The 15,235-nt window shown below is 74.6% G+C and carries 11 protein-coding genes; 3 read left to right on the top strand and 8 right to left on the bottom strand.

Features of this window, described 5'->3' with window-relative positions; all coding sequences use genetic code 11:
* Positions 1-121: 121 nt before the first annotated feature.
* The 3 genes from IE329_RS37825 to IE329_RS37815 form a co-directional block, all read right to left on the bottom strand.
* Complete coding sequence (locus IE329_RS37825; RefSeq protein WP_190215604.1) at positions 122-1,237, bottom strand: ADP-ribosylglycohydrolase family protein; 1,116 nt, start codon at positions 1,235-1,237, stop codon at positions 122-124.
* Positions 1,238-1,306: 69 nt separating this feature from the next.
* On the bottom strand, positions 1,307-2,479 hold the full coding sequence (locus IE329_RS37820) for an ARPP-2 domain-containing protein (RefSeq protein WP_190215603.1): 1,173 nt from the start codon (positions 2,477-2,479) through the stop codon (positions 1,307-1,309).
* Positions 2,476-3,954, bottom strand: a complete 1,479-nt coding sequence (locus IE329_RS37815) for a hypothetical protein (protein ID WP_190215602.1) — start codon at positions 3,952-3,954, stop codon at positions 2,476-2,478. The genes IE329_RS37820 and IE329_RS37815 overlap by 4 nt, the downstream gene beginning before the upstream one ends.
* A 366-nt stretch (positions 3,955-4,320) precedes the next feature.
* Here IE329_RS37815 and IE329_RS37810 point away from each other — a divergent pair, with 366 nt between their 5' ends.
* A complete protein-coding gene (locus tag IE329_RS37810) occupies positions 4,321-5,784 on the top strand; it encodes a GuaB1 family IMP dehydrogenase-related protein (protein WP_190215601.1) in 1,464 nt (487 codons plus the stop codon).
* A gap of 66 nt (positions 5,785-5,850) precedes the next feature.
* Here the strand turns inward: IE329_RS37810 and IE329_RS37805 are convergent, their stop codons facing one another.
* The 4 genes from IE329_RS37805 to IE329_RS37790 form a co-directional block, all read right to left on the bottom strand.
* A complete protein-coding gene (locus tag IE329_RS37805) occupies positions 5,851-6,579 on the bottom strand; it encodes a DUF5995 family protein (protein ID WP_308438433.1) in 729 nt (242 codons plus the stop codon).
* 114 nt (positions 6,580-6,693) lie between these two features.
* Positions 6,694-9,417 (bottom strand): cation-translocating P-type ATPase, encoded by a 2,724-nt coding sequence (locus IE329_RS37800; protein ID WP_190215600.1) that lies wholly within the window; start codon positions 9,415-9,417, stop codon positions 6,694-6,696.
* A 123-nt stretch (positions 9,418-9,540) separates the two neighbouring features.
* Complete coding sequence (locus tag IE329_RS37795) at positions 9,541-10,485, bottom strand: polyphosphate kinase 2 family protein (protein WP_190215599.1); 945 nt, start codon at positions 10,483-10,485, stop codon at positions 9,541-9,543.
* Between the two features lie 229 nt (positions 10,486-10,714).
* The gene (locus IE329_RS37790) at positions 10,715-12,448 is read right to left on the bottom strand and encodes a SulP family inorganic anion transporter (RefSeq protein ID WP_190215598.1); all 1,734 of its coding nucleotides are present in this window, start codon (positions 12,446-12,448) and stop codon (positions 10,715-10,717) included.
* A gap of 460 nt (positions 12,449-12,908) precedes the next feature.
* Between IE329_RS37790 and IE329_RS37785 the strand changes: the two genes are divergently transcribed.
* On the top strand, positions 12,909-14,075 hold the full coding sequence (locus tag IE329_RS37785; RefSeq protein WP_190215597.1) for a serine hydrolase domain-containing protein: 1,167 nt from the start codon (positions 12,909-12,911) through the stop codon (positions 14,073-14,075).
* A 51-nt stretch (positions 14,076-14,126) separates the two neighbouring features.
* Here IE329_RS37785 and IE329_RS37780 read toward each other — a convergent pair whose 3' ends face one another.
* Positions 14,127-14,630 carry a MarR family winged helix-turn-helix transcriptional regulator gene (locus tag IE329_RS37780; RefSeq protein WP_190215596.1) on the bottom strand — a complete coding sequence of 168 codons (504 nt, stop codon included), beginning with the start codon at positions 14,628-14,630 and terminating at the stop codon, positions 14,127-14,129.
* Between the two features lie 116 nt (positions 14,631-14,746).
* On the opposite strand from IE329_RS37780, the gene IE329_RS37775 reads away from it, so the two are divergent.
* Positions 14,747-15,157, top strand: coding sequence for an organic hydroperoxide resistance protein (locus tag IE329_RS37775; protein ID WP_190215595.1), 411 nt, complete (start codon positions 14,747-14,749; stop codon positions 15,155-15,157).
* The last annotated feature ends 78 nt before the right edge of the window (positions 15,158-15,235 follow it).

Below are 15,235 nucleotides of genomic sequence, written 5' to 3'. Positions count from 1 at the left end.
CCGATGTCCTGTCGAAGGGAGAAGGTACTCGATCACCCGGCGGGGCCGCACCGGAGAACCCGCCGGGGCGGGCCGGACCTCGCCCGGCAGGTCGCGGCCGGGCCGCGCGGGGCTCCCGCGGTCAGTGCTCCCAGGGCCGTTGCTCGCCGGGGTGGACCTCGGCGGCGAAGTCGTCGGCGAGTGCGGCGATCACGGCCCGGCCCTCGATCTGCCGCAGCCAGTGCGCCGGGAGCAGCACGTCGCCGTGGTGGGCGCCCAGCAGGTTGCCGCAGACCGAGCCGGTGGAGTCGCTGTCCCCGGAGTGGTTGACCGCGACCAGCAGGGCGGACTCGATCGGGGTGCGGTCCTCCCGGTACTCGGTGCGGGCCAGCGCCGCGTACACGGCGATGGCCAGGGCCTCCTCGGCGATCCAGCCGCCGCCGAGGCTCTCCACCGTCAGCGGCGTCGCCGGCCCGCGGTGTGCCAGGTCGACGGCCCGGCGCAGGGCCGCCGTCGTCTCCTCGTGCCCGGGGTAGTGGGCGAGCAGTTCCATGCTCCTGAGGACGGCGGGCTCCAGGCCCGCCCCGGTCAGCAGGTGGCTGATCATCGCGGCGAAGGCGCCGGCCGCGTAGTAGCCGGTCGGATGGCCGTGGGTGATCTGTGCGCAGCGGGCGGCGAGTTCGAAGGAGGCCCTGGGGTCGTCGGTGAAGCCGAAGGGCGCCGAGCGCATCACGGTGCCGCACCCCTTCGAGTCCGGGTTCACCGGGCCCGGGGTGCCGTCGACCGGGCCGCGGGGGTCCGGGACGTGGTTCTGGCGCAGGCCGGAGCGGCAGGCCAGGCCGGGCGCGCGCCGGGAGTACAGCCAGCGCTCCTCGCGCAGCCGGCCGTCGCGGTGCCGCAGGTCGTACCGGGGCGGCGGTTCCTCGTGGTCCTGGGTGTCCTGCCAGCGCTGGTACGCCTCCTGGACCAGGACGACCTCCTCGCCGCCGGTGCCCTCGGCCCGGGCCCGGGTCCGGGCGCGCAGCAGGCCCTCGGCGGTGAAGAGGGTCATCTGGGTGTCGTCGCTGATCCGCCCGGTCACGCCGTCGCGGTCCGGGACCGGCCCGGTGACGCCGGTCGCCCCGTACCGGGCCTCGATCCCCGGCATGGTGAGCCCCTCGACCGGGAATCCGAGGGCGTCCCCGATCGCCCCGCCGAGCAGACAGCCGCGGACCCGGGAGCGGTAGGCCGTCAGCTGGTCCCATGACAGGTACGCCACGGTCGTCCCCCTTTGATGATCGATCGGTGGCCGTCGCGGCCGGCGGTCCGTCCGGTCCGTCCCGGGCGCTCAGCGTGCGCCGGGACCCCGGGCCTGCCGGCGGTAGTGGTCCAGCACGTCCTGGCGCAGCAGGGCGCCGAAGCCCGCCGACTCCAGCCGCAGGCCGAGCTGGGCCTCGCCGGTGCCGAGGGCGGCCGCCGTCCGGGCCAGGTGCCAGTCGTGCGCGGCCAGTTGGTCGAGCAGATGGCCGCGGCGGACCTGCTTCTCCGACAGGCGGAAGGTCTTCAGGTAGGCCGTCCGCCCGGCCTCGTCGGTGATGATCTCGCCGATGTGGTTCTCCTCCCGCCGGCGGAAGCCGGGCAGGAAGCGGCTGAGGGTGAAGGGCCCCAGCCGGCGGACGGTGCGGAAGGCGTAGGCCGGGCCGAGCAGGCCGGCCGCCATGGTGGAGTCGTGGAAGGCCGCCCACTCCTCCTCCTGGCGGCGCGCGGCCGCCCGCAGGCCGGCGACCGAGCGGATGCCGGGGCCCGCGATCCGGGCGCGGAAGTCGGGCAGCGGCGGCATCAGGGTCGCGTAGTGGTGGACCTGTTCGCCGTAGAGGTCCTGGACGAGGGTGGGGTGCAGGGCCCGGTAGTCCTCGGGGTGCGGGACGGCGAAGGCGGCGGCCAGCGTGTCCCCGAGGTACAGCAGCAGGCCGCACTGCCCGGGGTGGATCTCGAACAGCCGCAGCGCGTCGGCCAGGCCGCGGACCTGCGCACCGGTCCAGGCCTCCTCGGCACGGGGCGAGAGGCCCTGCCGGACGGCCCGCTGCGACCACTCCTCCCAGACCACCGACGGCCCGCCGAAGTGCAGGCTGAGGTAGCCCTCCAGGGCGAGGTGCTGGGGCAGGAAGCGCAGCCGGCCGCGCCCCTCGCGCTTGGCGAGCCGGTGGTGCAGGCGCAGCGGCATGCCCGCGGGCGGCGGTCCGGCCGCGGCGTCGTCGGTCAGGTGGGTCCCGTACGTGGCCACCGGGGTGCCGTCACCGGTCCGGTCGGCGACGAAGGCGTGCGGGAGGTAGGAGTGGTAGGTGGTGCGCCGGTCGACCTGGACGACGCCGTGCTCCTCGCCCAGCGCGCGCCGGTGCAGGCGCAGGCCGGCGACCGGCTCCTCCCGCAGCAGGGGGACGAGCCGGACGGCGCCCCAGAGTTGGGCGGGCCCGGTGCGCAGTCCGGTGAGGTCCAGCGTGCCGGTCGTCCGGGGGGTCATCGGGCGTCCTCGGGGAGCGGCTCGGGCACGGGGGTGGTCGCCGGCGCGGGCGGGTCGAGGAAGGCGCGGGTCCGCTCGTCCAGGTAGGCCGTCAGTTCGGGCAGGCCGGTGCGCCCTTCGGCGAACCGGGCGAGCCCGACCAGGGTGGGCAGGTCCTCGGCGTCGCGCAGGCCGGCCGTGGGCACGGTCGGGGCGAGCCGGCGGACGTCGAAGTCCTCGGCGTCGTACACCGGGTTGAGGTGGACGATGCTGGTCCGGCCGTCGGGGTCGAGCCGGGTGCGCCAGACCCGCAGCACCTCGGCGGCGAGGCCCGGCGGCGCGTTGTCCCAGCCGTCGGAGACGATCAGCAGCCGCTCCGGCGCGGTGTCCAGCGCGTCCACGATCCGCAGGCCGAGCGGGGTCGGCCCGAGCGGGTGGACGAGCAGGGCGTCGGTGCGGCCGGAGGTCCACAGCGGGGTGTACTCGGCGGCGAGCGCCTCCAGCAGGAAGTGGCAGGCCAGCGCGGCCGTCAGCGGGCGGCGGCGCTTCTGGCCGGAGCCGGTGGCCGAGAAGCTGTCGTCGAGCACCGCGGCGACCCGCCCCCAGCTGCCCCGGTGGGGCCCGGCGGCCCGTCGGGCGGCGGCGCGCAGGGCCTCGGTGAGTTCGGCCCGGCGCCGCACCCGGTCGTCCGTCGGCAGGCCGAGGACGTACCCGGCCAGCCGGGTCAGCGGCATCCGCGCGAGGTCGGCGCGGACGGCCTCGGCCCCGTGCCGCCGGCCGGACTCCTGGAGGCGCAGCTGCTCCTGCCGGGTCATCCGCGGCGCGATCTTCTCCAGGAAGGTGCCGCGGGTGATTCCGTGCTTGGCGGCGAAGCCCTCGGCGACGCTGTAGGGCAGCTCGTAGAGGGCGGACTGCTGGTAGTGGGCGCGGCGCCAGCTGTCCAGCAGCGGGGTCGCGAAGGCGCTCCGCCGGGCGGGCCGGAACAGGAAGTCGCCGAGCTCCGCGCCGGGCGGGGCGAGGTGGGTGTGCCGCAGGGCGAGCTTGAGCCCGGCGCGGTACTTGACCGCGTCCAGGGCGGGGTCGGGCCGGGCGGCGAGCCAGTCGCGGAGGATCGCCCGGGTGCGCCGGTTGTTGACCTTGGCCCGGCGCAGTTCGCGGATCAGCCGGTAGACCCGCTGCGGCGGGAGCAGGGCGAGGCGGCGCGCGATCAGCCGGCCCTCGGTGCGGCGCTGCGCGGCGGTGGCCTCGCCGGCGGTCGCCAGCAGGCCCTGGACGATCAGGGCCGCGTTGTGGTCGTTGACGTCCAGGGCGAGCACCGCCGCGTACAGCTCGCGGTAGTTGCCGAGGATGTAGGAGTGCAGGAAGTCGAGCGAGAGGCGTTGCTCGCCGGCCTCGGAGCGGAATTCGCGCTGCCCGGTGGCGGTGATCGCGGCGTTGACGAAGAGCAGGACGTCGTCGGCGGCGACGAGGTCGCCGAAGGATTCCTCGGTGGCCATCGGTGACCGTCCCCCCGGTTGGTGTGGAGGCCGGCCGGGGAATGGGGGCGCGAACTGCGAACTATTGCGTTGCAAGGCATATTCCGGAAGTCGCGCCGGAGTCCCGCGGCCGGCCCGGTGACCCTAGCAGAGGGCCTGACCTGGTGTCCGGCCAATTTCCAGGGCTCCCGTTCGTGGCTTCCTCCAAGGCGGAACGGCGCCGCCGCGCGGGGGTTTGTGCGGATCTTCAGGAATAACGTGTGAACTGGCGTTCGTACGGGGTATCGGCAACTATTGACGGTTGGGTGCGGGGCGCCCGAGTGCGCTCGGCCGGCCGGACCTGACCGCACCCGAGGTGTACCCTCCCAAAGCCAGAGAGCCTTCTTCATGCGCTTCTTGAACCCCCAGACCGGCAGCTACGACGACCGTAATTCGGTGCCGTACGACCTCACGTACGACGACGTTTTCATGGTCCCCAGCCGCTCCGCGGTGGGCTCCCGGCAGGGTGTCGACCTGTCCTCGAACGACGGCACGGGCACCACCATCCCGCTGGTCGTCGCCAACATGACCGCCATCGCCGGGCGCCGGATGGCCGAGACGGTGGCCCGCCGCGGCGGGCTGGTCGCGATCCCGCAGGACATCCCGACCGAGGTCATCGCCGACGTCATCGGCTGGGTCAAGCAGCGCCACCTGGTGCACGACACCGCGATCACCCTGGAGCCCGGCGCGACCGTGGCCGACGCGCTCTCCCTGCTGCCCAAGCGCGCCCACAACGCGCTGGTCGTGGTCGAGGACGGCAGGCCGGTCGGCGTGGTCACCGACTCCGACTGCCACGGCGTGGACCGCTTCACCAGCCTGAGCGAGGTCATGTCCCGTGACCTGCTGCTGCTGGAGGACGGCATCGACCCCCGCGCCGCGTTCGAGAAGCTCAACGAGGGCCACCGCAAGCTCGCCCCGGTGGTCGACGCGGACGGCCGCCTGGTCGGCATCCTGACCCGCAAGAACGCCCTGCGCGCCACCCTCTACACCCCGGCCGTGGACGCCGCAGGCAGGCTGCGGGTGGCCGCCACCGTCGGCATCAACGGCGACGTCGCGGGCAAGGCCAAGGCCCTGATCGAGGCCGGCGCCGACGTGCTGATCGTCGACACCGCGCACGGCCACCAGGAGTCGATGATCAGCGCCCTGCGCGCGGTCCGCGGGCTGGACCCGCAGATCCCGATCGTGGCCGGCAACGTGGTCTCCGCCGCGGGCGTCCGCGACCTGGTGGAGGCCGGCGCGGACATCCTCAAGGTCGGGGTCGGCCCCGGCGCGATGTGCACCACCCGGATGATGACCGGCGTCGGCCGGCCGCAGTTCTCCGCCGTCCTGGAGTGCGCCGCCGAGGCCCGCCGCCTGGGCAAGCACGTCTGGGCCGACGGCGGTGTCCGCCACCCGCGCGACGTGGCGATGGCGCTGGCCGCCGGCGCCTCCAACGTGATGGTCGGCTCCTGGTTCGCCGGCACCTACGAGTCGCCCGGCGACCTGCAGACCACCGCGGACGGCCGCCAGTACAAGGAGAGCTTCGGGATGGCCTCGGCGCGCGCCGTGCGCAACCGGACCTCGGAGGAGTCGGCCTACGACCGCGCCCGCAAGGCGCTCTTCGAGGAGGGCATCTCCACCTCGCGGATGTTCCTCGACCCGGCCCGTCCGGGCGTCGAGGACCTGATCGACTCGATCGTCGCGGGCGTGCGCAGCTCCTGCACCTACGCGGGCGCCAACAGCCTGGAGGAGTTCCACCAGAAGGCCGTGGTCGGCATCCAGAGCGCGGCCGGCTACGCCGAGGGCAAGCCGCTGCACTCCAGCTGGGCCTGACCCCCTACGGCCGGACGGCCCGGGCCCCGCGACAGGCGGACGGCACGGCCGGGGCGGGCGCAACGTTCAACCGGCCGGCCGGCTCCCCGCGACGGGGGGCCGGCCGGCCTGCGTGCGCCCGTCGAGCGGGGTGAGCAGCGCCCGGCAGACCATCCCGACCGAGCCGTCCAGCGCGGTGCTCACCGCCGCGTAGGCGAACGGCACCGGCCGCAGCTCCCAGAGCGCCAGCACGCTCGCCCAGGCGGCCTCACGGGCCCGGTCGATGCTCCAGACGCCGATCACGTGCAGCAGCGGGTCGGCGAGCGGCAGTTCGTCCGGGCCGGGCAGCAGCGAGTCCCGGACCTCGTCCTCCACCTGCGCCAGCAGGTCGTTGATCCGCCGGTAGTCGGCGGCCAGCCCGGCCGGCCGGCGGCCGAGCGCGCGGCAGGTGTCGAGCACGGCGAGCGGGAGGTCGTGCTCGATGTGGGCGTTCATCCCGGCCAACGCGAACTGCAGCGGGTGGATCCCCGGGTGCCCGCGCAGTTCGAAGAGCGGCCGCCAGCAGGCGGGCGGCCGGGTGCCGGCGGCGGCCGCGTCGACGGCCCGCAGGTAGCGGCCGGCGAACAGGGCGTCGAGGGCTGCCATGGCCGCCGGGTCCTCGAAGTACCCGTCCGTCAGACGGTCGCGGACCAGCTCGGTGACGGTCAGGTACATCCGGTTGAAGACGGCGACGCCGTCCGTGGCGGGGAGCAGGTCCCGCAGGGCCCGCATCCGGTCGACGGCCTGGTCGACCGTCAGGGAGTCACTGATCGTCACGGCGGGCGCGTCCTCTCACGGCGGACCGGGCGGATCATCCGATGATAGGCCGAGGGGCGGGGGATGCGGGCCCGCCGCGCGGAACCGCCCCCGGGCCCCCGCCGGCGGTCCGGCTCAGACCGCGGCCGTCCGCCCCCGGCGGGCCAGCGCCTTGCCCAGCTCCCACAGCGCCAGGAAGACCACGGCGGACAGCAGCGCCCAGCCGAACTGGCGGAGGTTGATCTCCGCCGTGCCGAGGATCCGCCGGAACCCGTCCAACTGCGTCACCAGTACGGCGAGCAGGAACTCCGAAAGCGCCGCCAGGTTCATCTGCTTGCTGTCGAAGGTCGTCGTCCGCAGCGCCGACTCCGTCTCGCTGCGGCACTCGAACGCGGCCACGATCAGGCAGAGGGCGAAGGCGGTGAACGCCATCGAACTGCCGATGTGCACGCTGCCGAAGTGGTTCTCGCCGAGTTTGATCAGCGCCAGCAGCAGGACGGTCAGCGCCAGGCCGGCCAGGCCGACCGTGATCAGCAGCGGCCGGGTCAGCACCGACTCGCCGCGGGGCCGCGGGGTGCGGCGCATCAGACCCGGGCTCTCCTGGTCGAAGCCGAGCGCGAAGCCGAACGGGGCGTTCACCACGAAGTGGATCCAGAGCACCTGCGGCGGCGGGAACGGCTCCCCGGCGGCGATGTTGAAGAGCGTGGCGCCGAGGAAGGTCAGTACGAAGGTGACCAGCAGCAGCAGGACGAACCGGACGTACTTGGTGAGGTTGTCGTAGAGCTTGCGGCCCTCCTTCACCGCGAACACGATGGTGGCGAAGTTGTCGTCGGAGAGGATCATCCGGGCGGCGTTCTTCGCCACGTCGGTGCCGCTGCCCATGGCGATGCCGATGTCGGCGGCCTTGATGGCCGGCGCGTCGTTGACGCCGTCCCCGGTCATCGCCACGACCTCGCCGTTCTTCTTCAACGTGTCGGCGAGCAGCACCTTGTGCTCCGGCGCGACCCGCCCCACCACCCCGATGCCCTCGATCCGCGCCCGCTGCTCCTGCTCCGGCCAGGCGGCGAAGTCGGCGCCCAGCACGGCCTCGCCCGGGATCCCCAGCTGCCGGGCGATCGCGGCACCGGTGGTGACGTCGTCACCGGTGACCATCCGCACCCTGATGTGGGCGGCCTGGGCGCTGGCGACCGCGGCCTTGGACTCGGCCCGGGGCGGGTCGACCATGCCCACCAGGCCGGTCATCCGCAGCCCGGTGACCAGGGCGAGCAGGTCGCCCTCCGGGTCGAAGTCGGCGGGATCGAGGTCGCGGGCGGCCGCCGCCATCACCCGGCGGCCCTCGCCGCCCATCCGCTCCACCTGCTCCTGGGCCCGACGGCTCAGCTCGCCCTCCCAGGGGACGGTCCCGCCGGCCGCCAGCGCGCTGACGGCGCGGGACATGACGGCGGGCGCCGCGCCCTTGACGAAGCAGCGCACCACCGGACGGCCCGCGTCGTCCTTCGCGGAGTGGAAGGTGGCCATCAGCTTGTAGCCCGGGTCGAACGGCAGGGTGGCCAGTCGCGGCATCCGCCCGCGGGTGCCCTCCACGTCCAGCCCGGCCTTGTGGCCCAGCACGAGCAGCGCGCCCTCGGTCGGGTCGCCGACCACCGTGCCGTCGACCAGGGTGGCGTCGCCGGCCACCAGGAAGGGCAGGATCGTGTCCTCGATGCCCGCTGCGGAGCCCGCCGCGTGGTGGATCCGCCCGTCCAGGCCGTAGCCGGTGCCCGAGACGGTGTACCGGTCGGTCGGGCTGATCACCTCCACCACCGTCACCTGGTTCATCGTCAGGGTGCCGGTCTTGTCGGAGTTGATCGCCGAGGTGAAGCCCAGCGTCTCCACCGACGGCAGTTCCTTGACGATCGCGTTCCGCTCGGCCAGGTTGAGGCTGCCCACCGAGAGGATCACCTGGGTCACCGTCGGCAGCGCCTCCGGGATCGCCGCGATGGCCAGCGAGACGGCGGCGATGAACAGCGTGTCCCAGGCCTGGCCCCGGCTGCGGCCCAGGGCGAACATCACGATCATCGTCAGGCCGGCCGCGCCCGCGATCCACAGGGTCAGGTTGTTCAGCTCCCGGGTGAGCGGCGACTCCTCCTTGGCGGTGGCGGACAGCATGCCGGAGATCCGGCCGAGTTCGGTGTCCGCGCCGGTGCCGGTGACGATCAGCACCCCGCTGCCGTGGGTGACCGGCGTGTTCATGAACGCCATGTCCGTCTGGTCGCCCGGCCCGAGCTTCGCGCCGGGCGGCACCGCGGTGTCCTTCCCGGCGGGGGTGCTCTCGCCGGTGAGCGCGGACTCGTCGATCTGCAACGCGCTGGCCCGGACGATCCGCCCGTCGGCCGGCACCTGGTCCCCGGCCGTGACCAGCACGACGTCGCCCGGTACCAGCTCCTCGGCCGGGATCTCCGACTCGGCGCCGTCGCGGCGGACCCGGGCGGTGTTCTTCATCATCGACTTCAGCGCGTTCATCGCGCTGGCGGCCTTGCCCTCCTGCCGCAGGCCGACCACCGCGTTCAGCAGGGTCAGCGCGACCAGCAGGATCGCGGTGCTCCACTGGGCGATCGCGAACGAGACCACGGCCGCCGCCACCAGGATGATCTGCATGTAGCTGCGGTACTGGTCGAGGAAGCGCAGCAGCGCGGGCCGGGGCTGCTCCTCGGGCAGGGCGTTGGGGCCGTGGGCCGCCATCCGCTCGGCCACCCGGGCGCCGGTGAGGCCGGTCTCCGGGTCGACCTCCAGCAGGTGCGCGACCTCCTCGGGGGAGCGTGCGTACCAGTCCGGCCGCTCGGCCGGCTGCGGCCCCGTCGGGCCTGCTTCGACTGCCATCTGCGCTGTCTCCGTTCCCAGCTTCCGCTGCCGGCCGTTCACCGCCCGCCGATCCCCCCGCCGTTCACCGCCCGGCCGGTGCCCCCGTCGTCCACCGCCCGCCCGGTCGCGCCCAGCCCGCCGTCAGCCGGACAGCTCGTGCCGGGCCGCGTACGGGTCGGCCGGCGCACCCTTCGGCGCCTCCTTCTTCAGCCGGCGCCTCGCGGCCCGCAGATCCTGCCGGGCCTCCTCGTCGACCACCGGGTACCGGGGGTCGATCTCGATCAGGGTGTGGGCGAGGACGGCCGCGGCGCAGATCCGGGCGAACCACTTCCGGTCCGCCGGCACCACGTACCAGGGCGCCCACGGGGTGCTGGTGGCCGAGAGCATCTCGGCGAAGGCCTCCTGGTAGTCGTCCCAGTACTTGCGCTCGCGGACGTCGGCGCCGGAGAACTTCCAGTTCTTCTCCGGGAGGTCGATGCGCTTCAGGAACCGGGTGCGCTGCTCCTCCTTGGAGAGGTTCAGGAAGACCTTCACCACCTTGAAGCCGTTGTCGGTGAGGTGGCGCTCCCAGTCGTTGATCTCCCGGTAGCGGCGGTCCCAGAGGGCGGAGCCGTGGGCGGCGTCCGGGATCCGCTGGCGGTCCAGCACCTCGGGGTGGACCCGCACCACCAGGACCTCCTCGTAGTGGGAGCGGTTGAAGATCGCGATGTCCCCGCGGGCCGGGAGCCGGCGCGCGTACCGCCAGAGGTAGTCGTGGTCGAGCTCCTCGGTGGAGGGCACCTTGAAGCTGCTGACGTGCACCCCCTGCGGGTTCACCCCGCTCATGACGTGCCGGATGGTGCCGTCCTTGCCCCCGGCGTCCATCGCCTGAAGGCAGAACAGGACGCCGTAGGTGTCCTGGGCGGCCAGCCGGGCCTGGTACTCGGCCAGCAGCTCCACGCCGCTCTCCAGCAGCCGGACGCCGTCCCGCTTCTTCATCCCGGCCTTGTAGCGGGGGTCGAAGTCGCTCAGGTCCACCCGGGAGCCGGGCTCCACCCGCAGCGGCTCGATGAACTTCGCGATCCGCCGGGCCTGTTTGCCTGCCATCCGGGACCAGCCTTCCTGCCGTACGCGGGCGGGGCCGCCGCGGCCGTCGTGCCCGGGGCCGCCGCGGGCGTCGGGGCCCGGGCGGTCGGACCGGTCCGCGGCCCGCCCCGTCGTCCGGCGCGGCCCCCGCGCCCGGGTCTGGCTCCGAGCCTGGGGGCCCCGGCCCGGGGCCGCAACTCGGCGGGCGGGGCCCGGCGTCGCGCGCCCGGCGGGAACGGCCGGGCACGGGCTAGCCCGGTTCATCGTCATCCGCCCCGCTCCAGGAACGGTAGGCGGCCACGGCCGCGGGCAGCGTGGGGAAGATCCGGTCCGCGCCGACGGACCTGGTCAGCCCGTACGCGTCCAGCTCCGCCCGGAGGTCCTGCTTCACCCGGGCCAGGGCGAACACGCAGCCGCCGGCCACCAGTTCGTCCCGCAGCGCCTCCAGCGAGTCCAGCGCGGTGATGTCCACCTCGACGTTGGCCTCGGCGTTGAGGACGAACCACCGCACCGGCTCCGGCTGTTCGGCCAGCACGGCCAGCGCCCGGCGGCGGAAGTCCTCGGCGTTGGCGAAGAACAACGGCGAGTCGTAGCGGTAGATCAGCAGCCCGGGCACGGTCCGCGCCTCGGGGTAGTCGTCGATGTCGTGCATGCCCGCCACCCCCGGCACCAGGCCGAGCACCGCGTCGTGCGGCCGGGCCACCCGGGTCAGCAGCTCGGCCACCGACAGGCCCACGGCCACCAGCACCCCGTAGAGGATGTCCAGCGCCAGCACGCCGATCAGGCAGCCGACCGCCAGCAGCAGCTCCCGGCGCCGGAACGCGGAGAGCCGCCGGAACCCCGCGATGTCGATCATCCGGACGGCGGCGTAGACGACCAGGCACCCCAGCACGGCCGACGGCGTCAGGGCGAGCGCCGGGCCGAGGAACAGCAGCACGGCGACGACCAGGGCGCCCGCCGTCAGTCCGTACGCCTGGGTGTGCCCGCCGGCCGACTTGGCCAGCGTCGTCCGGCTGGCGCTGCTGCTCACCGGGAAGCCGTGGAACACCCCGGCGCCGAGGTTGACCGCGCCCAGCGCCAGCAGTTCCTGGTTGGCGTCCAGGCGCTCGCCGCTGCCCCGGGACTCGAAGGCCCGGGCCGTGAGGATGACGTCGGTGTACCCCACCAGGAGCACGCCGAGCGCGGGCAGCACCAGCTCCCGGAAGTCGTCCAGGGACGGGAAGGACGGCCGGGGGAGCCCGGTCGGGATGTCCCCGATCACCGCGATGCCCCGCGACTCCAGGTCGAACACCGCGACCACCACGGTGCCCAGCACCAGCGCGAGCAGGGTGACCGGGACCGCGCGCGGCAGGACCGCGGCCGCCAGGAAGAGGAAGAGCAGGGTCGCCGCACTGAACAGGACGGTCGGGGGGTCGGCCTCGGAGAGGTTCCGGAAGAAGGAGACCAGCTGCGGGAAGAAGCCCGAGCCCTCGGTCTCGACACCGGTGATCTTCGTCAGCTGGTCCACCGCCATGATCAGGGCGACGCCGGCCAGGTAGCCGATCAGGACGGGCTGGGAGAGCAGGTCGGCGACGAACCCCAGCCGGGCGATCCGGGCCAGCAGGAACATCAGCCCGACCACGACGCCGAGCGCCGCCGCCAGGACGGCGTAGCGGTCCGGGTCCCCCGCCGCCAGCGGCCCCACCACCCCGGCCGTCATCAGCGCGGTGGTCGACTCCGGGCCGACCGACAGCAGCCGGGAGGACCCGAGGAACGCGTAGACCGCCAGCGCGGGCAGGATCGCCCAGAGCCCGGCGACCGGCTGCAGCCCCGCCACGCTCGCGTACGCCATGACCTGCGGTACCAGGTAGGCCGCGACGGTGACGCCGGCCAGCAGGTCGCCGCGCAGCCAGCCGCGCCGGTAGGAGCGGAGCACACCGAGGCCCGGGACGAATCCGGCGATGCGGTGCCGGAATCCGCCGTCCGGGCCGGTGGACTGGGTCATCGGTCTCCTTCCGCAGGGCCGACGGCAGCCGGGGCCGGCACCCCGCCGCGGGCGGGACCGGGCCGGCGGCGGGACGTGGGCGGTGCGGGGGCGTCGGATCCCATCGTCGGAGCCTCCTCGGGCCACCGCCAGGGCTCTCGCCCGAAAGGGTGAACCGCGCCGGGCGCCCGCCACCGGCCGGGGGACCGGCCGGGCGGGTGGCCGCTGCTCCGGTCGGTGGGCGCCGGGGTGACCCGGTCGGGTGACGGCGGCGGCGGGGGCGGCGGCCGGCGGGGCGCCCGGGTGATGCGGTGGGGCGGCGCCCCGTCCCGCCCTGCCTCGTGTCCGCCCGACCCCCGTCCGCCCGCCGACCCCCGCCCGTTCGCCGTCCCCCGCCCGTTCGCCGTCCGCCCGACCCCGCCCGCCCGTTCGCCGTCCGACCCCCGCCCGCCCGCCGGGCCGTCCCTGTCAGGAGTTCCCCGTGCCGCTGTCCACCTCCCCCGCCCGGCCCCGGCTGCTGCTCGCGCTGCTGGCCGCCGCCGCCCTGGCCGGCCTGGCCCCCGCCCCGGCGCAGGCCGCCCGCCCGCCGCGCGGCGACGGCGAGCTGCAGCGCCGCCTGGACGAACTGGTCGCCACCGCCGGCGGCCCGCCCGGCGTGATCGCGGTGCTCCGGCGCGGAGGGCGCACCGAGGTGCTGAGGTCCGGTGTCGCCGAGGTCGGCACCGCCCGGCCGCCCCGGCCCACCGACCACATGCGCATCGCCAGCGCCGCCAAGGCCTTCAGCGGCGCGGTCGCCCTCGGACTGGTCGACCGGGGCCGGCTCGGCCTGGACGACACCCTCGCCGAGCGGCTGCCCGGCCTGCCCGCGGCCTGGGGCGCGGTGACGCTGCGCCAGCTGCTCAACCACACCAGCGGCCTGCCGGACTACAGCGACGCCCCGGCCTTCCGGGAGATCCTCCAGGCGGACCCGCACCACCGCTTCGAGTCCCGCTGCCTGCTGGACTTCGTGGCCGGCCAGCCGTTGAACTTCACCCCGGGCAGCGCGTACCGCTACTCCAACTCCGACAACATCGCCGTCGCGCTGATGGCCGAGGCGGCCTCCGGCGAGCGCTACGAGGACCTGCTCCGGACGGTCGTCCAGCAGCCGCTCGGGCTGCGCCGGACCAGCCTCCCGCAGGGGTACCGGCTGCCCGAGCCCTACCTGCACGGCTACGCCGTCCAGCCGCCGGAGGCGCCCGAGGACGTCAGCACGCTGTTCGGCGCCTCCGGGAGCTGGGCCTCCGGGGGCATCGTGTCCACGCCCGAGGACCTCGGCACCTTCATCGGCGCGTACGCGGGCGGCCGGCTGATCGCGCCGGCCGTCCGGGCGCAGCAGCTGACCTTCGTCGACGGCGCCTCCGAGCCCGCCGGGCCCGGCCGGAACGAGGCGGGGCTGGCGATCTTCCGCTACACCACCCGGTGCGGCGTGGTGTACGGGCACACCGGCAACACCGCCGGGTACACCCAGCTGGCGGCGGGCACCCCGGACGGCAGGCGCTCGCTGACCTTCAGCATCACCACCCAGGTGAGCGAGCGGAGCAACCCCGCGCTGCTGGCCCGGCTCCGCGACGTCCAGGAGGACTTCGTCTGCGCCCTGCTGGGCGGCTGACGGCCCGCGCGGCCGGGGCCGGGGCCGGGCGGCGGGGGGCCGGGTGGTGCGTCAGCCCGTGGCGTGCCCCGGCCCCGGCGGGGCGGCGGCGAACCCCTGGGCCGCGTGGTCGAGCGAGCCGGTGACCCGGGCCAGCAGCGACTGCAGGGTCGCCGCCTCGGCGGGGGTCAGGTCGCTGGCCTCGACGATCCGGCGCGGGACGCAGACGGCCCGCTCGCGCAGCGCCGTACCGGCCTCGGTGAGCCGGACGGTGACGGAGCGCTCGTCCTCGCTGCTGCGGGCGCGCCGGACGTAGCCGGTGGCTTCGAGCCGCTTGAGCAGGGGGGAGAGGGTGCCGGAGTCCAGCCGCAGGTGCTCGCCGATCCGCTTGACCGGCAGCTCGCCGTGCTCCCAGAGCACCAGCATGACCAGGTACTGGGGGTAGGTGAGGTCGAGGTCCTTCAGCACCGTGCGGTAGACGCCGCCGAAGGCGCGGGAGGCGGCGTGCAGCGAGAAGCAGATCTGGTGGTCGAGTCGGAGCAGCTCCTCGTCGGGCACCCGGGACAGGTCGGTCATGGCTCCAGGATAGCCCGGCCGCGCGCACTTAAGTTGTGCGCAATTCAATTGCGTGCTCTACTTGAGCGCAGAGGGGCGGCCGGGACCGGTCGCCGACGAGAGAAGGGACCAGCCAGATGGACGCGCTGTACACCGCCGTCGCCACCGCCAACGGCCGCGAGGGCCGCACCGTCAGCTCCGACGGCCAGGTGGACCTCGCGCTGGCGATGCCGCCGGCGCTCGGCGGCAACGGCCAGGGCACCAACCCCGAGCAGCTCTTCGCCGCCGGCTACGCCGCCTGCTTCGCCAGCGCGCTCGGCCTGGTCGCCCGCCAGGCGCGGGCCGACGTCAGCGAGGTCTCGGTCACCGCCGAGGTCTCGATCGGCAAGGACGAGACCGGCTTCGGCCTCTCCGTGGTGCTCCGGGTCGAGCTGCCGGACAGCCTGGAGGGCGAGGCCGGGCAGCTGCTGGTCAAGCAGGCGCACGAGGTCTGCCCGTACTCCAAGGCCACCCGCGGCAACATCCCGGTGGAGCTCGTCGTCGAGTAGTCCCGCCCGCCGGGGCCCGCCCCGGCCGGCGCACCCGAGAACGCGCGCGAGCCCGGACCGACCGACGGTCCGGGCTCG

Origin of the sequence: Kitasatospora indigofera (genome assembly GCF_014655955.1) — a bacterium.
Classification (GTDB): Bacteria; Actinomycetota; Actinomycetes; order Streptomycetales; family Streptomycetaceae; genus Kitasatospora; species Kitasatospora indigofera.
This window is presented reverse-complemented; position numbering and strand designations above follow the sequence as displayed.